The organism is Bradyrhizobium sp. LCT2 (assembly GCF_009931255.1).
GTDB lineage: Bacteria > Pseudomonadota > Alphaproteobacteria > Rhizobiales > Xanthobacteraceae > Bradyrhizobium > Bradyrhizobium diazoefficiens.
Genome location: NZ_CP034432.1, coordinates 5,410,364 through 5,430,652, shown reverse-complemented (window position 1 = coordinate 5,430,652; position 20,289 = coordinate 5,410,364). Strand labels below are relative to the sequence as shown.

Genomic DNA, 20,289 nt, shown 5'->3' with positions numbered 1-20,289 from the left:
TATAAGATGTGTCCCTCTGGCACAAGATCGGCATGCCAGAGGGGGTATTGAGGACGCTGATCCATGATGTTGACGGCACTCGGTTTGATGAGCGGCACCTCGCTGGACGGGGTCGATGTCGCGCTGATCGAAACCGACGGAAAGCAAGTGAAGGCGTTCGGTCCGTCCGGCTACCGGCCCTACAGCCCGGTCGAGCGCAACCTGCTGCGCCAGGCGCTGAGCGAGGCCGTGCACCTGACGCGGCGCGATGCCCGGCCGGGGATACTGGCCGAGGCCGAACGCGCAGTGACGCAGGCGCATGCCGAAGCCGTCGCCGCCTTCGTGGCCCAGAACCGGATGAGGCCGGAGGACATCGACATCGTCGGCTTTCACGGCCAGACCGTGCTGCATCGGCCCGAGAAGCGGCTGACGGTGCAGATCGGCGACGCGCCGGCGCTGGCCAGGGCGATCCATATCCCCGTGATGCACGACTTCCGCGCCGCCGACGTCGAGGCCGGCGGGCAGGGCGCGCCCTTCGTGCCGGTCTATCACCGGGCGCTGGCGCAATCGCTCGAGCGCGAAGGGCCGATCGTCGTGGTCAATATCGGCGGCGTCTCGAACATCACCTATATCGACGGCAACGACACGTTGATCGCCTGCGATACCGGGCCCGGCAACGCGCTGCTCGACGATTTCATGTACCGCACCATGAACCAGGCGTTCGACACGGAGGGCAAGTTCGCCGCGCTCGGCAAGGCGGATGAGGCCTGGATCGCGCGGGCGCTGGAATTACCGTTCTTCGCGCTGCCGCCGCCAAAATCGCTCGACCGTAACGATTTTGCCGCGCTGAAACTTGGCGACGTGCCGCCGGCCGACGGCGCCGCGACGCTGACAGCTTTCACCGCGGCCGCCATCGCCCGCATCATTCCGCTGCTGCCGCGGCGGCCGCGAAGCTGGATCGTCTGCGGCGGCGGCGCCCGCAACCTCACCATGCTGCGGATGTTGCGGGAGCGGGTGGGGTCGGCCACCGTCGAGGCCGCCGAGGCCCTCGGATGGGCCTCCGACGCCATCGAGGCCCAAGCGTTCGGCTTCCTCGCCGCGCGTGGGCTGAAGGGCCTGCCTCTGTCCTATCCGGCTACCACGGGCGTGCCGATGCCGATGACGGGCGGGGTGATCGTGCGGCCCTGAGGTCCAGGCCCTAAGAACAAGGTAGGTTGATGCAAGTGCATGGATCTTGACGGATAGATGCAGATGCATCTATTATGGGTGCAGTTGCATCCAACCGCCGGGATTGGCCATGACCGCTTCGCTCAAACTGATCAGCCACAAGCTTTGCCCCTATGTGCAGCGCGCGGTGATCGCGCTCAAAGAGAAGGGCGTGCCGTTCGAGCGCGTCGACATCGATCTCGCCAACAAGCCCGACTGGTTTCTCAAACTGTCGCCGCTCGGCAAGGTGCCGGTGCTGGTGGTGACGACCGACAAGGGCGAGGTCGCGCTGTTCGAGAGCAACGTGATCTGCGAATACATCGAGGAGACGCAAGCGGGCGCGAAGCTGCATCCGGCGGATGCGCTGAGCCGTGCCGAGCACCGCGCCTGGATGGAGTTCGGTTCGGCGATCCTCGGCGATCTCTGGGGGCTGGAGACGACGACCGATCCCGCGACGTTCGAGAGCAAGCGTCAGGCGCTTGCCGCGAAGTTCGCACGGGTTGAGGCTGCGCTCGGCACAGGTCCGTTCTTCGCCGGCGCGCAGTTCAGCCTGGTCGATGCGGTGTTCGCCCCGATCTTCCGCTATTTCGACGTGTTCGACGACCTGACCGAGCTCGGCATCTTCAGAGATGTGCCGAAGGTGCGGGCGTGGCGGACTGAGCTTACGAAGCGTCCGAGCGTGCGGAGCGCGGTCGGCGCGGACTATCCGCAATTGCTCCGCGCCTTCCTCGTGCGCCACGACGCGCACCTGCTCAAGCTCGCGGCCTGAGCCCGCACCGATGTCACCATCATTGGCCTGGCTCATGCTGGTGATCGCCGGCGTGCTCGATGTCGGCTGGGCGATCTCGATGAAATATGCGGAAGGCTACACGCGGCCGGGCTGGAGCATCGCGTCGCTCGCGCTGCTCGCGGCCTTCGTGTTCCTGCTCGGACGCGCGCTGAAGGTGCTCGAGGTCGGCGTCGCCTATTCGGTCTGGACCGGCATTGGTGCTGCCGGCACCTTCGTCATGGGCGTGGTGCTGTTCGGCGAGACCCTGAGTGCAATGAAGATCGCCGGTATCGTGCTGGTGCTGACAGGGATCGCCGCGCTGAAGCTGGCCTAGAGCTCCGCGGCCATCCTGGCCAGCGTCGCGATCGTATTCATGTTACGCGCGGTGCCGGTTTTCGCGGCGGGGATGACGAGCTTCGATGTCCCCATGCCGTCGCCATAGTGGACGTAGATCTCGCGGCGGCCGAGGCGCAGCTCCTCGTTCTTCTGGCCGCGAATCCCGGACAGCGCATCCGCGGGCGGAGCCTTGTCGAGGAAGATCGCAACCGTGCGGTTGGGCGCGGCTTTCGGAAAGGGATTATCGGTCGCGACTTGCGCCATTTCGGCGGCGCTGCGCACAAGCACGCCAACCGGCGCACCGGCGTAGGCATGGAGGCGCTGTTCGAGTGCGCTCTTGATCGCAGCTTCTGATTTGCGGCTGGTGAAGACGACGTTGCCGCTGGCGATATAGGTGCGCACGGCGGCAAAGCCGAGATCCTCACACATCGCCTTGAGCTCGCTCATCGCCAGCTTGCCGGTGCCGCCGACATTCACGGCACGCAGCAAGGCGACGAACGAGCCCATTTGGGGCCTCAGCGCACGTTCGCCAGACGCATGTCCAGATAGGCCGTGATGGTTTCCATCAGCGGCTCGAGCTTGGCGTCGAAGAAATGGTTGGCGCCGGGGATGACCTGCTGGTCGATCACGATGCCCTTCTGCGTCTTCAGTTTCTCGACCAGCGTGTTCACGTCCTTGGGCGGCACCACCGCGTCCTTCTCGCCATGCACGATCAGGCCCGAGGACGGGCAGGGCGCGAGGAAGGAGAAGTCGTAGAGGTTGGCGGGCGGCGCGATCGAGATGAAGCCCTCGACCTCGGGACGGCGCATCAGGAGTTGCATGCCGATCCAGGCGCCGAAGGAGAAGCCGGCGACCCAGCAGGCACGCGCTTCGGGGTTGATGGTCTGCGCCCAGTCGAGCGCTGCCGCCGCATCCGACAATTCGCCGGTGCCGTGGTCGAACGAGCCCTGGCTGCGGCCGACGCCGCGGAAATTGAAGCGCAGCACCGAAAAGCCGCGGTGCGCGAAGGCGTAGTAGCACTGGTACACGATCTGATGGTTCATCGTGCCGTGAAACTGCGGATGCGGATGCAGGATCATCGCGATCGGCGCGTTCTTCTGCTTGGCCGGGTGGTAGCGGCCTTCGAGACGGCCGGCGGGGCCGGCGAAAATAACTTCAGGCATCGATGATCTCTTGGTTGATTCCGTGGAGAAGCGGTCCTTGGCAATCAACCGATTGTGGCCTCATCGACAGTGATGCCGACGAAAGCGCGAATGGAAGGAAGCGGTGGCGCCCTCGGATGATGCGCGAGCGGCGCGCGGTGAACTGACGCGCGCGTTCTAACATGAGGCGTGGGTCAAAAAGCAAGCATCTTCGACATATCGCAATGGGCTCAAGAGCTTAACCTGTCGTCCGCATGTCACGCCAACAGCGGCCGAGATCGAACAAGGTGATGACGGGGAGCGCCATTGCGCCGACAACCAATTGGAATCACGATTGTTTATCGGCTGTCGGGCGCCTTCGGAGGCGATTCACACAAGGCGGTGCGGTCTCCGAGCGAGGCGACCGCGGGCCGGTAGCGGCGGCTGCCTCCCAGCGTCTGCCCGGTGTCGAAGGTGAGCTCGAAATCCCCTGACGGCTTGAACTCCACGCCACGCACCCGGTCGAGATTGGCGAGCCTTGTCCGGTGAATGCGCACGATGGCGAAGCGGGCGAGGTCGTTTTCGGTCGCGGCGAGCGTGCCGCGGATCAGGCGCTGGGTGCCGTCGGCGAGGCTGTATTCGATGTAATTGCCGGCGGAGGCGACCCACAGGATGTCGCGCGGTGCGACGCGAATACGGCTGGCGCCGTCCCGGAGCCAGATCAAACCGGGGGGCGGCTGCTCCAGTGGAGCGGCAGGCATAAACATCGCCGCGCGCGCGGCCTTCCTCAGCTCTCGTCGGCTTTCGATCAGCCAGAGTGTTGCTCCGAGCAGCGAAGCGGTCACGGCATCCTTGCGGAACTCGTACAGGATCACCGCGAGCGAGAAATGGAAGTCGTAGGCGCTTCCCGCGAACCAGAGCGCGAGCTTCCGGACCCAGACCATTCCGGTGATGTGGAGGGCCGAGAAGCCGAGCAGGGCGACCGCAGCGATTCCGATGCGTATCGCCAGCCCCCGTGGCTGGCGCATGCGCCGGACGGCCAGCACCAGGATCGGCACCAGCAGCAGGATGACGATGATGCTCGACAGTTCCCAGAACAGTCGCCGGCCAATGTCATAGCTGTCGCCGCGCCAGGCGGCGTCCTGCGCGCCGGAGAGTGCATTGACGATTCCGATGGCGAACGCGACGGCCGCGATCGCACCGAAAATCGTCCAATCGCCGCCGCTGATCCCGCCGCGCCAACCGCTTGTCCCGGGCGCCGACGCCTCGTCCCCGCGCGCCCGGTCCTGATCCCAAACCGTCTCGACGCGCTTCGTTTCGGGGGCATTTTGGCCGTCAGCCATGGCCCGAAAACCGCGTTTGTCGTCCCGTGAAGGAGCGGAACACCATGTCAACACCGCAGCAAATTTCGATCTCGGAACGGCGCATCGATCTGGATTGGGTGCGGATTTTAGCCTTCGGGCTGTTGATCTTCTACCACGTCGGCATGCTCTACGTGTCGTGGGGATTTCACATCAAGAGCGTGCATCGGCTGACCTGGCTCGAGCCCGTAATGCTGTTCCTCAATCCCTGGCGGCTGTCGTTGCTGTTCCTGGTCTCCGGGGTGGCCAGCCGCTTCATGCTGGGAAAGTACCGGCTCGCCGCCTTCGCCCGCGCGCGGTCGGCGCGGCTTTTGATCCCGCTGATCTTCGGCATGCTCGTGATCGTGCCGCCGCAATCCTACCTCCAGATCGTCGAGAGCCTCGGCTATCCAGAAGGCTTCGTCGATTTTTACATCCGGCACTACCTCGCGTTCAGCTCGCAATTCTGTCCGAACCCCTGCATCGTACAGCCGACCTGGAACCATCTCTGGTTCTTGGTCTATCTCTGGATCTACACCATGGTCTTGGTCGGCGTGCTGGCGTTGTGGCCGGCAGCCGCGGATTGGATCGGCGAGAGGGTGGCGGCCGCGCCAGCCGGACCATGGCTGCTGTTGCTGCCGTGCCTGCTGTTTGCAGCTTGGCGGCTGTTTCTCTCGCCAATCTTCCCGTCGACCCATGCGCTGTTCGGCGACTGGTACAATCACGCAGACTATGCGACCGCGTTTCTGATCGGCTTCCTGCTCGCGCGCGAGAACAGCATCTGGCGCGACATCGAGCGGCAACGGTGGGTGGCGCTGACGCTTGCAGCCGCCTGCTTCGCCGCCTTCGCCCTCGTTTATGCCGGCCTGTTCCCGCGGTCGCCGATGCTGAGCTGGTTCGCCGGTTCGGTCTATGGCTGCTACCAATGGCTGGCGATGGCGGCGGTGCTCGGCTTTGCCCGACGCCATTTGACGGCCGACAGCCCCGTGCGCCGCTATCTGACCGATGCGATCTTTCCCTATTACATCGTACATCAGACCGCGATTATCGTGATTGCGCACGCGCTGCGGGACAGCGGGCTGTCAGCCGGAAGCGAGGCCGCAATCGTGATTACCGGCACCGCGCTCACGTGTTTGGTCAGCTACGAGATCGCGCGCCGGATCGTCTGGCTGCGGCCGCTGTTCGGATTGCGAATGGAGTTCCGTTCCGCGGCGGGGATTGCGCGGCAACAGCCGGCCTGATCTGCGACGGCTCGCGATTGGCGCGATGATAAAAGGTGCTAAGAGGGCGCCATGCCAAGCCGCGTCTATCTCGACTGGAATGCGACCACGCCGCTGCGCCCCGAGGCGCGGGCGGCGATGGTCGCTGCCTTCGACCTGATCGGCAATCCGTCCTCGGTTCATGCCGAGGGGCGACAGGCGCGGCGGCTGGTCGAGGAGGCTCGCGTCACGCTTGCCGCGGCGGTGGGGGCGTTGCCGCGGAACGTCATCTTCACCTCCGCCGGAACCGAGGCCAATGCGCTGGCGCTGTCGCCCGGTCTGCGGGGGCCATCCGGCGGCCCTGTCGAGCGGCTTCTGGTCTCCGCCGTTGAGCATGCCTCGGTGCTGGCGGGTGGCCGGTTCCCGGCGGACAAGGTCGGTCATATCAGGGTGACCCGCGCCGGCGTGGTCGATCTCGACCACCTCAGGGCGCTGCTGAAGGACGGCCCGCCGGCCCTGGTCTCCATCATGGCGGCCAACAACGAGACCGGCGCGCTCCAGCCGGTCGCGGAAGCCGCCCGGATCGTTCATGAGGCCGGGGGCCTCCTGCATATCGACGCGATCCAGGCGCTGGGCAAAATTCCGTTCAATATTAATGCGGTAGGTGCGGACCTTGCGACGTTTTCTGCACACAAGATCGGCGGTCCCAAGGGCATCGGGGCGCTGGTCGTGGCCGAAGGGCTCGCGGGCCTGGAGCCGGTGCTGCGCGGCGGCGGGCAGGAGCTGAACCGGCGCGCGGGAACTGAGAATGTCGCGGGCATTGCCGGCTTCGGCGCGGCCGTGAAGGTCGCGCTTCAGGCTTTTCCGGAGGATGCAAAGCGGATGGCAAGCCTCAGAGATCGCTTGGAAAATGGCATCCGGGCGATCGCTGGAGCGACGATCTTCTCTGACGACACCGAGCGGTTGCCAAATACCATCCTGTTCACCGCCCCCGGCCTGAAGGCCGAAACCGCGGTGATCGGCTTCGACCTCGAAGGCATCGCTGTTTCCTCCGGCTCCGCCTGTTCCTCGGGCAAGGTCCAGCCGTCCCACGTGCTGTCCGCCATGGGATTCGATCCAGCCGTGGCCCAGGGAGCGGTGCGCCTCAGTCTGGGCTGGTCTACAGAACCGGACGACATCAATAGGGCGTTAGAGGCTTGGCGAAAGCTCGGTAATACCCTACTTAGAGACTAAGCGACGAAACACGGCTTGAACGGTTCTAAGCGCGTGCTTTCGGCCAGAAAACATCGTAATACTCGTCCGAGTTTGATCCACCGCGGTCCTTGAAACCGCGAGCGGAGGATAGAATGCCAGCCGTGCAAGAGACGGTCGAGCGCGTGAAGCGCATCGACGTCGATCAGTATCGTTATGGGTTTGAGACCCTGATCGAGTCCGACAAGGCCCCCAAGGGATTGTCGGAAGAGACCGTCAAGTTCATCTCCGAAAAGAAGAACGAACCCGCCTGGATGCTCCAGTGGCGGCTCGAGGCCTATCGGCGCTGGCTGACCATGACCGAGCCGACCTGGGCCCGCGTCGACTATCCCAAGATCGATTTCCAGGACCTCTATTACTATTCGGCGCCGAAGCCGAAGAAGTCGATCACCTCGCTCGACGAGATCGATCCGGAGATCCTGAAGACCTACGAGAAGCTCGGCATTCCCCTGCGGGAAGTCGCCATGCTCGAAGGCGTCGAGCCGAAGGTGGGCGAGGAAGACCCGGCCCGGCGCAAGATCGCGGTCGATGCGGTGTTCGACTCGGTCTCGGTTGCCACCACCTTCAAGGCGGAGCTGAAGAAGGCCGGCGTGATCTTCATGCCGATCTCGGAAGCCATCCGCGAGCATCCCGAGCTGGTGCAAAAGTATCTCGGCTCGGTGGTTCCGACCTCCGACAATTTCTATGCGACGCTGAACTCGGCGGTGTTCTCCGACGGCTCGTTCGTCTACGTGCCGCCGGGCGTGCGCTGCCCGATGGAGCTGTCGACCTATTTCCGCATCAACGAGCGCAACACCGGCCAGTTCGAGCGCACGCTGATCATCGCGGACAAGGGCTCCTACGTGTCCTATCTCGAAGGCTGCACCGCGCCGCAGCGCGACGAGAACCAGCTGCACGCGGCCGTGGTCGAGCTCGTCGCGCACGATGACGCCGAGATCAAATATTCGACGGTGCAGAACTGGTATCCCGGCAATTCGGAAGGCAAGGGCGGCATCTACAATTTCGTCACCAAGCGTGGCGACTGCCGCGGCGACCGCTCCAAGATTTCCTGGACCCAGGTCGAGACCGGCTCCGCCATCACCTGGAAGTATCCGAGCTGCATCCTGCGCGGCGACAATTCCAGCGGCGAGTTCTACTCGATCGCGATCTCGAACGGCTTCCAGCAGGTCGATTCGGGCACCAAGATGATCCATCTCGGCAAGAACACATCGAGCCGCATCATCTCCAAGGGCATCGCGGCGGGTAAATCGCAGAACACCTATCGCGGCCTCGTGACCGCGCACCGGAAAGCCACCGGCGCGCGCAACTTCACGGCCTGCGATTCCCTGCTGATCGGCGACAAATGCGGCGCGCACACCGTGCCGTATATCGAGGCGAAGAACTCCTCGGCAACGTTCGAGCACGAAGCGACGACCTCGAAGATCTCCGAGGACGTGCTGTTCTACTGCATCCAGCGCGGCCTTTCGCAAGAGGAAGCCGTCGGCCTCGTCGTCAACGGCTTCGTCAAGGACGTGCTCCAGCAGCTCCCGATGGAGTTCGCGGTGGAAGCGCAGAAGCTGATCTCGATCTCGCTGGAGGGCAGCGTAGGCTAGTTGCGATGTTCCGAAATGTGCAGAGGCCTGTGCTGGTTGGACTGTTCGTCTTGGTTCTGCTGCCGGTTGGTGCCGGAATCGGATTGGGACTGGCCATACTGGTCGAGCGCATCTCGGGACTATCGAGTGGATATCTCGGCGCTGTCGTAGGGAGCGTTATCGGAACCCTAGTGACGTTTGTGTGGGCGGTCGGCGTGGGCAGCGAGCTGGTCGGCGTTGGGACGATCTTCACGGGAATAAGGATCCCGCCGCGGCCACACTGGCTGCCGCCCGATCAAAAGGAAGAATGATGACTGCTTTGCTTGAAGTGAAAGACCTGCAGGTTCGCGTCGAGGAGCGTGAGATCCTCCACGGGCTGACGCTGACCGTGAACGAAGGCGAGGTGCACGCGATCATGGGGCCGAACGGCTCCGGCAAGTCGACGCTCTCCCACGTCATCGCCGGCAAGCCCGGTTATGAAGTCACCGGCGGCCAGATCCTGTTCAAGGGCGAGGACCTCCTGGAGATGGCCCCGGACGAGCGCGCCGCGAAGGGCGTGTTCCTGGCGTTCCAGTATCCGGTGGAAATCCCCGGCGTCGCCACCATGACCTTCCTGCGCACCGCGCTGAACGCGCAGCGCAAGGCGCGCGGCGAGAGCGAATATTCGACCCCGGACTTCCTGAAGAAGGTCCGCGAAGTCTCGAAGTCGCTGAACATCCCGCAGGACATGCTCAAGCGCGGCGTCAATGTCGGCTTCTCCGGCGGCGAGAAGAAGCGCAACGAGGTGCTTCAGATGGCGCTGTTCGAGCCGAGCCTGTGCATTCTCGACGAGATGGATTCCGGCCTCGACATCGACGCGCTGCGGATTGCGGCCGACGGCGTCAACGCGCTGCGCGCGCCCAAGCGCGCGATGGTCGTCATCACCCATTATCAGCGGCTGCTGAACTACATCGTGCCTGATTTCGTGCACGTGATGTCGAAGGGCCGCGTCGTGAAGAGCGGCGGCAAGGAGCTGGCGCTGGAGCTGGAAGATTCCGGCTACGCCCAGTTCGAGGACGCGTAAGGATTGTTGGAGATGAACGTTGCTGTGGCAAAGACCGGAAACGGCCGCGCGGTGAGCGATCTCTTCGCCAGCGCCGAAGGCCGCCTGCCGGGTTCGCCGGCGGTCGTAGCGGTGCGCCGCGAGGCGTTCGAGACCTATGAGCGTCTCGGCCTGCCGCACCGCCGGATCGAGGAATGGAAATACACCGACCTGCGCGCGCTGGTCGGCGAGGTGCTGCCGCTTGCGGCAGCGCCCGATGCGGCCGCGCTGAAGCGCGCTGCGGACGCCGTGAAGGCGCACGCGATCGAAGGCGCGCGCAAGCTGGTGCTGGTCGATGGCGTGTTCGCGGCCGACCTTTCCGACGTCAAGGCGCTTGCCTCCGAGGTAGGCTTCAAGACGCTCCGGGAGACGCTGGAGAAGGATGCCACTCTCCTGATGACGGCGTCCATCGACGCCGTGATCGCACTGAACGCGGCGCTGGCGACCGACGGCGTCGTGCTGTCGATTGCCGATGGCGCGCAGCTGTCCGCGCCGATCCAGATCATTCATATCGCGACCGCGGCTTCCGCTTCGGCCTTCACCCGCTCGCAGGTCGCGGTCGGGAATGGCGCGCGCGCCACCATCATCGAAAGCTTCGTTGCGGCCGGTGCAAAGGCCTACCAGGTCAGCGACGCCGTGATCGTGACGATCGGCGACAACGCCGACGTCGCGCATATCCGCCTGATGGACGACGCGCCTGACGCGGTGAACATCACCTCGCAATTCGTCACCGTCGGCGCCAACACCAAGGTCAATTTCTTCAACATGACCAGCGGCGCCGCCGTCAGCCGCCTCCAGGGCTTCATCACGCTGGCGGGCGAGGGCAGCGATCTCGCGATCAATGGCGTGAACCTGTTGCAGAAGACCGAGCATGGCGACACCACGCTGGTGGTGGACCATGCCGTGCCGAATTGCGTCAGCCGCGAGATCTTCCGCGCCGTGATCGACGACCGCGCCCATTCGGTGTTCCAGGGCCGCATCATCGTCCGTCCCGATGCGCAGAAGACCGACGGCAAGATGATGACGCGGGCGCTGCTGCTCTCGGACGAAGCCGAGGCCGACAACAAGCCCGAGCTCGAGATCTTTGCCGACGACGTCTCCTGCGGCCACGGCGCCACCGCCGGCGCGCTGGACGACAGCCTGCTGTTCTATCTGAAGGCGCGCGGCCTGCCTGAGAAGCAGGCCCAGGCGCTGCTGATCCAGGCCTTCGTGGGCGAGGCGATCGAGCAGATCGCCGATGACGGCTTGCGCGAGCACGTGATCGGCATTGCCGAGCGCTGGCTGGAGCGGCGGTCATGAGCACGCATCCGGCAGTCAGGAACGGCTCCTACGACGTCGCCCGCGTCCGCCAGGATTTCCCGGCGCTGGCCATGCAGGTCTACGGCAAACCGCTGGTCTATCTCGACAACGCCGCCTCCGCGCAGAAGCCGCAAGTCGTGCTCGACCGCATGACGCAGGCCTATACGAGCGAATACGCCAACGTGCATCGCGGCCTGCATTACCTCGCCAACGCCGCGACCGAAGCCTATGAGGGCGGCCGCACCAAGGTCGCGCAGTTCATCAACGCCGGCCGCACCGAAGAGGTGATCTTCACCCGCAACGCGACGGAGGCCATCAACCTGGTCGCCTCGTCCTGGGGCGGGCCGAACATCAAAGAGGGCGACGAGATCGTCATCTCGATCATGGAGCACCACTCCAACATCGTGCCCTGGCATTTCCTCAGGGAAAGACAGGGCGCGGTGATCAAATGGTCGCCGGTCGACGACGAGGGCAATTTCCTCATCGAGGAGTTCGAGAAGCTCCTGACGGCGAAGACCAAGCTGGTTGCGATCACGCAGATGTCGAACGCGCTCGGTACCATCGTCCCGATCAAGGACGTCGTGAAGATCGCCCACGCCCGCGGCATCCCCGCGCTGGTCGACGGCAGCCAGGGCGCGGTGCATATGCCCGTCGATGTCCAGGATCTCGGCTGCGACTTCTACGTCTTCACCGGCCACAAGGTCTACGGCCCGACCGGCATCGGCGTGCTCTGGGCCAAGTACGACCATCTCGTCGCGATGCGCCCCTATAACGGCGGCGGCGAGATGATCCGCGAGGTCTCGCGCGATGTCGTCACCTACGGCGATCCCCCGCACAAGTTCGAGGCCGGCACACCCGCGATCGTCGAGGCCGTCGGCCTTGGCGCCGCGATCGACTACGTCAATTCGATCGGCAAGGAGCGCATCGCCGCGCACGAGCACGATCTCGTCACCTACGCCCAGGAGAAGCTGCGCGAGATCAACTCGCTGCGGCTGATCGGCACCGCCCGCGGCAAGGGCCCGGTGATCTCCTTCGAGCTCAAGGGCGCGCATGCCCACGACGTCGCCACCGTGATCGACCGCCAGGGCATCGCGGTGCGCGCCGGCACCCATTGCGTGATGCCGCTTTTAGAGCGGTTCAACGTGACGGCTACATGCCGGGCCTCGTTCGGCATGTATAATACGCGGGAAGAAGTCGATCATCTGGCACAGGCGCTTTTGAAGGCGCGGGATTTGTTCGCATGAGTGACACGGCCGAAATCAAAGCCAATCCGATGGAAACCCGGTCGGCGCTGCCGCCGGAGGAAACCGAGCGGCTGACCACCGAGATCATCGCGGGCCTCAAGACCGTGTTCGATCCGGAGATTCCGGCCGACATCTACGAGCTCGGCCTGATCTACAAGGTCGAGATCAAGGACGACCGCTCCGTCGACGTGCAGATGACGCTGACGACGCCGAACTGCCCGGCCGCCGGCGAGCTGCCGACCATGGTCGAAAACGCCGTCGCCAGCGTCCCCGGCGTCGGCGTGGTCGACGTCAAGGTCGTATGGGAGCCGCCGTGGACGCCCGAACGCATGAGCGACGAGGCCCGCCTCGTGCTCAACATGTGGTGACGCGTACGTTCTGCTTTTCATTCCTGGCATTGAATTTGCTCCGCAACGGACCACATCACTGACATGACACAGGCAACACCAGCATCCTCCACTCCGAAGCCGCGGCGGCCGCGCCCGCAGGTGATGCGGCTGACGGATGCCGCCGCCCAGCGCATCAGCGAGCTGACCCAGCGCGCCGATTCCGAGATCGTCGGCCTGCGCGTCGGTGTGAAGAACGGCGGCTGCGCCGGTCAGTCCTACACGTCGAGTACGCCCATGATGTCCGCCCGACCGACGAGGTCGTCGAGGACAAGGGCGTCAAGATCCTGGTCGATCCCAAGGCCGTCCTGTTCCTGCTCGGCACCGAGATGGACTACAAGGCCGACAAGATGCAGGCCCAGTTCGTCTTCAACAACCCCAACCAGGTCTCCGCCTGCGGCTGCGGCGAATCGGTCGAGCTGCGGCCGGCCAAGATCGACGGGTAGGCCCGGCTCTCTCGTTTCACTCCGCCGTCGTCCTGGCGAAAGCCAGGACCCATACCGCGTGATCTCTCGATTGTGGGAAGTGCCGGTGCCGCGTAGCGTGACTTCGAGTCTTCGCTAAACTCCTCCCTGGGGTAATGGGTCCTGGCTCCCGTGCGCAATTGCGCACTAGGCCAGGACGACGATGAGGAGAGGGGGGCCATGGACCGCGAATTCCTGATCGACCTGTTCGCCGATTTCGGCCCTGTCACCATCCGCAAGATGTTCTCCGGCTACGGCATCTCCGCCGACGGTGCCAACTTCGCGCTCGCCCTGCGCGCGGGCCTGTTCTTGCGTGCCGACGAATTGACCATCCCGGACTTCGAGACAGAAGGCTCAAAGCCGTTCCAGTACTCGACCCGCGCCAAGACCGTGACGGTCAACTCCTACTGGGAGCTGCCCGCGCGCTTGTTCGACGATTCCCAGGAGCTTGCGCAATGGGCGAGGGCGGCGCTCGCCGCCGCCCAGCGCGCCAAGGTGAAGCAGCGGCCCAAGGGCAAGAAGGCGTCGAAGAAGGTCGCGCCGAAGAAGCCCGTTGCGAGGAAGCGGCCAGCCAAGAAAGCGGTTCGTAGGGTAGGCAAAGCGAAGCGTGCCCACCGTTGAGGTGCTGGTGCGGAGAGACATGGTGGGCACGGCGCTGCGCGCCTTTGCCCACCCCTACAGGACTTCACTCCACCGCCTTGGTCAGGCCTACCCGCATGTCCTTGGCCGTGAAGACGCAGGCGCCGTCGGCAAGCACCCGGCCATCGGCAATTCCGAGCACCAGCTTGCCGCGCCGAACCATGCGCATGGCGACCTCGTAGCGCACGCGTTGCACGGTCGGTGTGATCTCGCCCGTACATTCCACCTCGCCGACGCCGATGGCGCGGCCTTTGCCCGGTGAGCCCGACCAGCCGAGCCAATAGCCGATCATCTGCCACATGGCGTCGAGCCCGAGAGAGGACGGCATCAGCGGATCGCCGCGAAAGTGGCAGTCGAAGAACCAATGGCCCGGTACAATGTCGAGCTCGCCGACGATATGGCCCTTGCCGAACTCGCCGCCGTCCAGGCTGATCTCGGAGATGCGGTCCATCATCAGCATCGGCGGTGCCGGCAATTGCGCATTGCCGGGACCGAAATAGCCGCCTTCGCTCGACCTCAGCAGCTCGTCCCTGGTGTAGGACGGTTGCGGCGTGTGGAAATCATGAGGGTTGGGCAAGACGACATGTCCTCGCGTCAGGCGCGTTGAGCCAGCGCGGAAGATGTCGCCCGTCAGGAAGGAATGTCAAGCGCGCGCGGTTCGGCGCGGTGCTTCCGTCACGCCACCCGGCTGTGCGTCTCAACGGCAAATTCCGGATCCGCTTCGCAGATCACGCGGTTGCGGCCGTTGCGCTTGGCGGCGTAGAGGCAGGCATCGGCGCGTTCGATCAGCGCGTCGGTGTCGTCGCCCGGCTTGAGCATGGAGACGCCGACGGAGATGGTGACGCGGCCGAGAATCTCGCCGGTGGACTTCTTCTTCAACTCCTTCGCCATCACGGCGCGGCGGATGTGGTCGGCGACCGTGAGGGCCTGGCGCAGCGCGGTGTTGGGCAGCAGGACGGCGAACTCCTCGCCGCCATAGCGCGCGGTGATGTCCTGGCCCTTGATGGTCTGCTTCATGGACAGGCCGACCAGGCGCAGCACCTGGTCGCCGGTGAGATGGCCGTAGGAATCGTTGAACGACTTGAAGTGGTCGATGTCGAACAGCAGCAGCGACAGCGGCTCGCCCGATGCGAGCGCACTCTGAACGGCCATGCCGATCATGCGATCGAAATACTTGCGGTTGCCGAGGCCCGTGAGCGGGTCGGTCAGGCTCTCGGCACGGATCGCCTCCAGGCTCTGCTGGAGATTGCTGATCTCGTTCCTGGACAGCGTCAGCCGGTCTTCCAGCGCCTTGTTGGTCTCACGCATCTCGCTGGTCGAGCGCACCAGCGTCTCGACGATCGCCTTGATCTGCTCGCGGCTCTTGGCCGACGACAGCCGTTCTGTCGCGCTCGACAGGCTGGCGTCGTAGGAGCCGGTCATGCCGAGCGCATCGCCGAGAACCTTCATCACGTCATCGATCTCGCCGATGACGCGCGCACCGACCTTGTCGATGCGGTCGGTGGTCTTGATGTGGGAGAGATAGGTCTCGTAGATCTGCTCGAGATCGGCTTCGGTCAGCTTGCCGTGGCGGGCCAGCGTCTCGTTGATGATCTTGTTGAGCGGTGCGTTGTAGCCGGTCGCGTAGACGTACCAGATCTCGTAATTGCGGGGAATTGCCGTCTGCCGAAGCGATCGGATCTGGCCGAGCGCCACCTCGGCGAACGCCATCGTGCGTTCGTGTTCGTCAAGCACCTTGACCACGGAACATACCCCACGGCGGCCAATGCATCGTCGACCGCAGCAATGCTTAAATTATGTTCGTAGGCTAACGGACGATCGTGAACGACCCGTAAATATACGTTCACGAATGCGTCTGAAAACGTGTGCGGCGCTCTGTCTCAACCAACCTGAAACGCGTCGCGCTTCAGGCGCCGGCGGGGGAGCGGACCGGGCGCAACAGAAACGCCGGAAGGTGGGAATGATCGCCCGGCTCGGTGTCGGCCTCGCGCTGGCGGCGCGGTTCGGGACGGCCGATCGACGGCACATGCGACGCATTGGCCTGCGGGCGCGAGCCGTGACGCGGCTCGGGTGATGGCTTGGCTTCGCGCGGAGGTCTCGGCTCGCGTGCGGGCCTCGCCTCGGGGGCGGGGCGTGCTTCGGCTGAAGGCCGCGCCTCGCGCGGCTCGTGGCTGCGCTCACGGTCGCGGCCGCGTTGCGGCTTGCCGCGTCCGCCGCGTGAACGTTCGCGGCCGCGCTGCTCGCGCGGACGGTCGGTCGCATCGCCGGTTTCTACGTGCACTTCGTAGTCGCCTTCAGCGCGCGGAATGCTCTGGCCGATCAGCTTCTCGATCGCAACCATCGACTTCTGGTCGAGCGGCGTGACGATCGAGATCGCCGTACCGCTGCGGCCGGCGCGGCCGGTGCGGCCGACGCGATGGACGTAGTCGTCGGGATGGTGAGGGACGTCGAAATTGAAGACGTGGCTGACCTCGGGGATGTCGAGGCCGCGGGCCGCGACGTCGGAGGCGACCAGCAACGGCAGCTCACCCTTGCGGAACTGCTCGAGTGCGGCCATGCGGGCCGGCTGGTCCATGTCGCCGTGCAGCGCGCCGACGCTGAAGCCGTGCTTCTGGAGCGATTTGTGCACGATCGCGACTTCGCGCTTGCGATTGCAGAAGATGATCGCGTTCTTGAGATCCTTGGCCTCGCGCAGCAGGCGGCGGAGCAGTTCGCGCTTTTCATGCGCCTCGCGCCCGGCCGGGACCTGGGACTGCGTGACGGTGACGGCGGTGGTGGCGGGCTTGGAGACTTCGACCTTCTGCGGGTTGTGCAGGAAGGTCTCGGTGATGCGCCGGATTTCCGGCGGCATGGTCGCGGTGAAGAACAGGGTCTGCCGCGTGAACGGGACGAGCTTGCAGATGCGCTCGATGTCGGGAATGAAGCCCATGTCCAGCATGCGGTCGGCTTCGTCGATGACGAGCAGTTCCACGCCGGTGAGCAGCAGGCCGCCGCGCTCGGTGTGGTCGAGCAGGCGGCCCGGGGTTGCGATCAGCACGTCGACGCCGCGCGTCAGCTTGGCATCCTGGTCGCCGAACGAGACGCCGCCGATCAGCAGGGCGACGTTGAGCTTCTGGCCGGCGCCGTAGCGATCAAAATTCTCTTTGACCTGTGCCGCGAGCTCGCGGGTCGGCTCCAGGATCAGGGTGCGCGGCATGCGCGCCCGGGCTCTGCCCTTTTCGAGGATGGTGAGCATCGGCAGCACGAAGGCCGCGGTCTTGCCGGTGCCGGTCTGGGCGATGCCGAGGACGTCCTTGCGTGCGAGGACGTGAGGGATCGCCTGTTCCTGAATGGGGGTGGGGGTGGTGTAACCGGTGGCCGCCACTGCGGCGAGGACTTTTTCGGATAGTCCGAGATTTGAAAAGGACATTGAGCCTCTGGTCGAAACCGCCGTTCGGAATCGAGGGTAATAAGGCTGGTCGCGTTCCACCCCGAAACGGCGCGCTCTCTAGGAAGCTGGGGGTGCTGACTCACGCGAACAAAGCGCAAGGCTCAGGAATCGCTCTTCGATCCGAGCTGCGTCGCCCCGGAACATAGGCGGGAATTGGCCAAAGTCAATGGAGCAGGCGCGGGAAGGCCCTAAAAACCCTGAGGTTTTACCCAAATAGCGGGCCCGGCTGGGGTTTTTCGCCTCGGCCATTGGCCGGGCGGAGGCGGCGCCTAATGCCCCTCTGGGACCCGGGCCCGGAAGTCGCCGGGGGCCATGCCATAGGCGGCGTTGAAGACCCGGTAATAGGTCGCCAGGCTCTCGAAGCCGCAGGAGGTCGCGATGTCGGCGATCAACCGCTCCGGCGCCTCGCGCAGCAGGCGGCGGCTTCTCTTCAGGCGCTCGTTGGTCACGGTCTGCGAGAAGCTTTTCTCCGCGGCTTCGAACAGCATGTGCAGGTGACGCACGGAAACGCCGAGCAGGTCGGCCACCATCGACGGCGCCAGGTCCGGGTTTTGCAGGTGGCGCGCGATCAGGCGCCGCGCCTGCGAGAGACGGGCGGTCCGCAGCGCAGCCTGTCCGAGCCGGCTGCCGGGGCGCACGATGCCGCGCTCGATCAGCGCCAGATGGGCCAGCGCTTGAACCAAGGAGGCCTGGACAAGGGAGGTCGCATCGGCAGCACCGTCATCGCCAGCGGCGGCCTCGCCGAGATCGGCAAAGCAGGCCGCGAGCAGGGGCGCCAGCGCATGGTCATTGAAGGTCTTCGGCGTGAGTTCGCGGATGCGCCTGTCCTGCGCGGGGATGTGGCTCACCGGGATCTTCAGGATGCGCAGGTGGAAGCCCCCGGCGCCGAGTGGCGCGGTGCGATAGGGCAGGTCGGTATGGCTGGTGGCGAAGCTGCCATTGGCGATCGCGAAGTCGGGTCCGCGCATGCCGCCGAACCAGCCGCCGCTGCCGAGCTGCTGGTAGACGCAGATGCTGTCGCCGGGTGTGTAGGCGATGTCGGAGGTGCTGCGCTCGACCGTGTAGTGCGAGGCCTTCAGCTCGACGAGACCGCCACCGCCGAGCTGGCGCAGCGAGAATTCGCCGAAGAAGTCCGCGCGCCGTTCGCGCTCGAGCTCGGCGGTGACGCCGAACAGGCCCTTGGCGCGCACCTCGCGCCAATAGTCGAAGCGCTCCTGCGGGTCGACCTCGTCAGTGCACCAGCGATACACGATAGCCCCTCGTCCGCGAACGGAATTGCGCCTAAGAAAAAGCAGATTCCAGCTGTTCTTGCCATAGGCCCAGACGATGGAACCGGTGGCTGCGCCGGTTGAACCGCCGCTATGGCTGGACCGACTATGACAACAACGGCCGAAGGTCGCCAATGGACTGTACGAGGGTCGCCGGCGGTAAGCCGTCCTGCAACGGGAATTTTTCGATGACGCGTCGGCTTTTCAGAATTCTGGCGACCCTTGGCCTCGCGGCGAGCCTGGGCGGCTTCGCGCTTCCCGCCTGTGCCGAGAAGCGCGTCGCGCTCGTCGTCGGCAACAACGACTACAGGAACGTCCCGAAACTGCTCAAGGCGGTCAACGACGCCCGCACCATGGGCGACACGCTGAAGCAGCTCGGCTTCTCGGTGATGGTCGCGGAGAACCAGAGCCGGCAGCAATTCTCCGAGACGCTGCTCGCGTTCGACCGGGCGATCGAGCCCGGCGACACCGCCTTCTTTTTCTATGCCGGCCACGGTTTCGAGATCGCGGGCCAGAACTACCTGCTGCCGACCGACGTGCCGGCGGCGACGGAAGGGCAGGAAGAGCTGGTGCGCGACGCCTCCATCCTGGCGGACCGCATCGTCGAGCGCCTTCAGAACAAGAAGGCGCGGACCTCGATCCTGGTGTTCGACGCTTGCCGCAACAATCCGTTCGAGCGCAAAGGGACCCGCGCGGTCGCCGGCGGCGGCGGGCTCGCGCCGATGATGCAGCTGCCCGAAGGCGTGTTCTCCGTGTTCTCGGCCGGTCCCCGCCAGACCGCGCTCGATCGCCTCTCCAACGACGACGCCGATCCCAATTCGGTGTTCACGCGCACCTTCGCCAAGGAGCTGCTGCAACCCGGCGAGAACCTCGTGCAGGTGGCGCAGCGCACCCGCCGTCTCGTCAGCGAGATGGCCGACACCGTCAAGCACAGGCAGGTGCCGGTCTATTTCGACCAGATGGTCGACGACGTCTTCTTGAGCGGTATCGCGAAAGACGCGGCTGCGCGGCCGGCCGATCCGCCGGCGCAGAAGCTTGCGGCGCTGCCGCCGGTGTCGGTGCCGCGCGTGCAGAAGGAGGAAACCACCAACGCGCCGATCGCGAGCTTCTCGCGCCACAATGGCGGCTGGAGCGTGGTGTTCTCCTTCGCCGATCCGACGCTCGGCATTTCCTGGCGCATGGCCGGCAATGGCGATTTCCGCGAGACCGGATTCATCGACACGCTCGATCCGCGCACGCGCAAGCGGATGCCGAACCCGTCGATCGAATTGCCGCCGGATGCACAGGCCGGCACCATCGAGGTCCGCTATGTCGATCAGTCGGGCGACATGCAGGGCCCGTTCCCGATCAGGTTCGATCCCGAGGCCGCGCTGATCCGCGACCAGCGCAAGATCCTCGACATGACCGCGACGAGCTGGCTGTCATTCCGCGAGTTCAACGGGCTGCTCGTCTACTACACGCACCTCGTGTCCTACCGCTGCGCCATCCGCGAGGTGCGCATCGGCATCGACACCGCGGTACCCAACCAGGTGCTGAAGATGCCGGGGTGTGACATGCGCGACCCCAGCGCGATCACCGCCGGCATGCCGCTCTACATGAAGCTCGCTCCGGCCACGCAGTTCGTCTCGGTGGAGCTGACCTATCGCGACGGCAGCGTATCGGAGATCAAGAGTTTTCGCGCGGCGAACCGCAGCAACAACTGAGGT

The 20,289-nt window shown here is 65.0% G+C and carries 19 protein-coding genes and 1 pseudogene; 13 read left to right on the top strand and 7 right to left on the bottom strand.

What is annotated here, in order from left to right; translation table 11 throughout:
* Nucleotides 1–63: 63 nt before the first annotated feature.
* From EI171_RS26105 to EI171_RS26095, 3 genes are all read left to right on the top strand, one after another.
* Nucleotides 64–1,167: an anhydro-N-acetylmuramic acid kinase gene (locus tag EI171_RS26105; RefSeq protein ID WP_161535048.1), complete on the top strand. Its 1,104-nt coding sequence runs from the start codon at nucleotides 64–66 to the stop codon at nucleotides 1,165–1,167.
* A 109-nt stretch (nucleotides 1,168–1,276) separates the two neighbouring features.
* Nucleotides 1,277–1,954, top strand: a complete 678-nt coding sequence (locus EI171_RS26100; protein ID WP_161535047.1) for a glutathione S-transferase family protein — start codon at nucleotides 1,277–1,279, stop codon at nucleotides 1,952–1,954.
* A 10-nt stretch (nucleotides 1,955–1,964) separates the two neighbouring features.
* The gene (locus tag EI171_RS26095) at nucleotides 1,965–2,288 is read left to right on the top strand and encodes a multidrug efflux SMR transporter (protein ID WP_011087106.1); all 324 of its coding nucleotides are present in this window, start codon (nucleotides 1,965–1,967) and stop codon (nucleotides 2,286–2,288) included.
* Here EI171_RS26095 and EI171_RS26090 read toward each other — a convergent pair.
* The 3 genes from EI171_RS26090 to EI171_RS26080 all read right to left on the bottom strand — a co-directional run bounded on the left by EI171_RS26090 (nucleotide 2,285) and on the right by EI171_RS26080 (nucleotide 4,754).
* On the bottom strand, nucleotides 2,285–2,797 hold the full coding sequence (locus EI171_RS26090) for a DUF1697 domain-containing protein (RefSeq protein ID WP_028171262.1): 513 nt from the start codon (nucleotides 2,795–2,797) through the stop codon (nucleotides 2,285–2,287). The genes EI171_RS26095 and EI171_RS26090 overlap by 4 nt on opposite strands.
* An 8-nt stretch (nucleotides 2,798–2,805) precedes the next feature.
* Nucleotides 2,806–3,453, bottom strand: a complete 648-nt coding sequence (locus tag EI171_RS26085; protein ID WP_008143006.1) for an alpha/beta hydrolase — start codon at nucleotides 3,451–3,453, stop codon at nucleotides 2,806–2,808.
* A gap of 317 nt (nucleotides 3,454–3,770) precedes the next feature.
* On the bottom strand, nucleotides 3,771–4,754 hold the full coding sequence (locus tag EI171_RS26080) for a LytTR family DNA-binding domain-containing protein (RefSeq protein WP_202633015.1): 984 nt from the start codon (nucleotides 4,752–4,754) through the stop codon (nucleotides 3,771–3,773).
* A gap of 44 nt (nucleotides 4,755–4,798) precedes the next feature.
* Between EI171_RS26080 and EI171_RS26075 the strand changes: the two genes are divergently transcribed.
* The 9 genes and pseudogenes from EI171_RS26075 (at nucleotide 4,799) to EI171_RS26035 (ending at nucleotide 13,867) form a co-directional block, all read left to right on the top strand.
* Nucleotides 4,799–5,992 (top strand): acyltransferase family protein, encoded by a 1,194-nt coding sequence (locus tag EI171_RS26075; protein ID WP_161535045.1) that lies wholly within the window; start codon nucleotides 4,799–4,801, stop codon nucleotides 5,990–5,992.
* A 51-nt stretch (nucleotides 5,993–6,043) separates the two neighbouring features.
* Nucleotides 6,044–7,183, top strand: coding sequence for a cysteine desulfurase family protein (locus EI171_RS26070; protein WP_011087110.1), 1,140 nt, complete (start codon nucleotides 6,044–6,046; stop codon nucleotides 7,181–7,183).
* 113 nt (nucleotides 7,184–7,296) lie between these two features.
* Entirely contained in the window at nucleotides 7,297–8,793 is a 1,497-nt protein-coding gene (gene sufB / locus EI171_RS26065) for a Fe-S cluster assembly protein SufB (protein ID WP_011087111.1), read from the top strand.
* A gap of 289 nt (nucleotides 8,794–9,082) precedes the next feature.
* Entirely contained in the window at nucleotides 9,083–9,835 is a 753-nt protein-coding gene (gene sufC, locus EI171_RS26060; protein ID WP_161535044.1) for a Fe-S cluster assembly ATPase SufC, read from the top strand.
* Between the two features lie 12 nt (nucleotides 9,836–9,847).
* Nucleotides 9,848–11,152, top strand: a complete 1,305-nt coding sequence (gene sufD, locus EI171_RS26055) for a Fe-S cluster assembly protein SufD (RefSeq protein ID WP_161535043.1) — start codon at nucleotides 9,848–9,850, stop codon at nucleotides 11,150–11,152.
* The gene (locus EI171_RS26050; protein WP_161535042.1) at nucleotides 11,149–12,396 is read left to right on the top strand and encodes a cysteine desulfurase; all 1,248 of its coding nucleotides are present in this window, start codon (nucleotides 11,149–11,151) and stop codon (nucleotides 12,394–12,396) included. Before sufD ends, EI171_RS26050 begins: the two co-directional genes overlap by 4 nt.
* Entirely contained in the window at nucleotides 12,393–12,764 is a 372-nt protein-coding gene (locus tag EI171_RS26045; RefSeq protein ID WP_011087115.1) for an SUF system Fe-S cluster assembly protein, read from the top strand. The genes EI171_RS26050 and EI171_RS26045 overlap by 4 nt, the downstream gene beginning before the upstream one ends.
* Nucleotides 12,765–12,887: 123 nt before the next feature.
* Nucleotides 12,888–13,228, top strand: a pseudogene (locus EI171_RS26040) (HesB/IscA family protein).
* Between the two features lie 198 nt (nucleotides 13,229–13,426).
* Nucleotides 13,427–13,867, top strand: coding sequence for a TfoX/Sxy family protein (locus EI171_RS26035; RefSeq protein ID WP_161535041.1), 441 nt, complete (start codon nucleotides 13,427–13,429; stop codon nucleotides 13,865–13,867).
* A 64-nt stretch (nucleotides 13,868–13,931) separates the two neighbouring features.
* On the opposite strand, the gene fabA is transcribed toward EI171_RS26035, so the two are convergent.
* The 4 genes from fabA to EI171_RS26015 form a co-directional block, all read right to left on the bottom strand.
* Entirely contained in the window at nucleotides 13,932–14,462 is a 531-nt protein-coding gene (fabA, locus tag EI171_RS26030; RefSeq protein ID WP_161535040.1) for a bifunctional 3-hydroxydecanoyl-ACP dehydratase/trans-2-decenoyl-ACP isomerase, read from the bottom strand.
* A 98-nt stretch (nucleotides 14,463–14,560) separates the two neighbouring features.
* Nucleotides 14,561–15,628: a GGDEF domain-containing protein gene (locus EI171_RS26025; protein ID WP_161535039.1), complete on the bottom strand. Its 1,068-nt coding sequence runs from the start codon at nucleotides 15,626–15,628 to the stop codon at nucleotides 14,561–14,563.
* A gap of 163 nt (nucleotides 15,629–15,791) precedes the next feature.
* Nucleotides 15,792–17,294 (bottom strand): DEAD/DEAH box helicase, encoded by a 1,503-nt coding sequence (locus EI171_RS26020; RefSeq protein ID WP_161535038.1) that lies wholly within the window; start codon nucleotides 17,292–17,294, stop codon nucleotides 15,792–15,794.
* 290 nt (nucleotides 17,295–17,584) lie between these two features.
* A complete protein-coding gene (locus EI171_RS26015; protein WP_161535037.1) occupies nucleotides 17,585–18,565 on the bottom strand; it encodes a helix-turn-helix domain-containing protein in 981 nt (326 codons plus the stop codon).
* Between the two features lie 206 nt (nucleotides 18,566–18,771).
* Between EI171_RS26015 and EI171_RS26010 the strand changes: the two genes are divergently transcribed.
* Nucleotides 18,772–20,286, top strand: coding sequence for a caspase family protein (locus EI171_RS26010; protein WP_028171273.1), 1,515 nt, complete (start codon nucleotides 18,772–18,774; stop codon nucleotides 20,284–20,286).
* The last annotated feature ends 3 nt before the right edge of the window (nucleotides 20,287–20,289 follow it).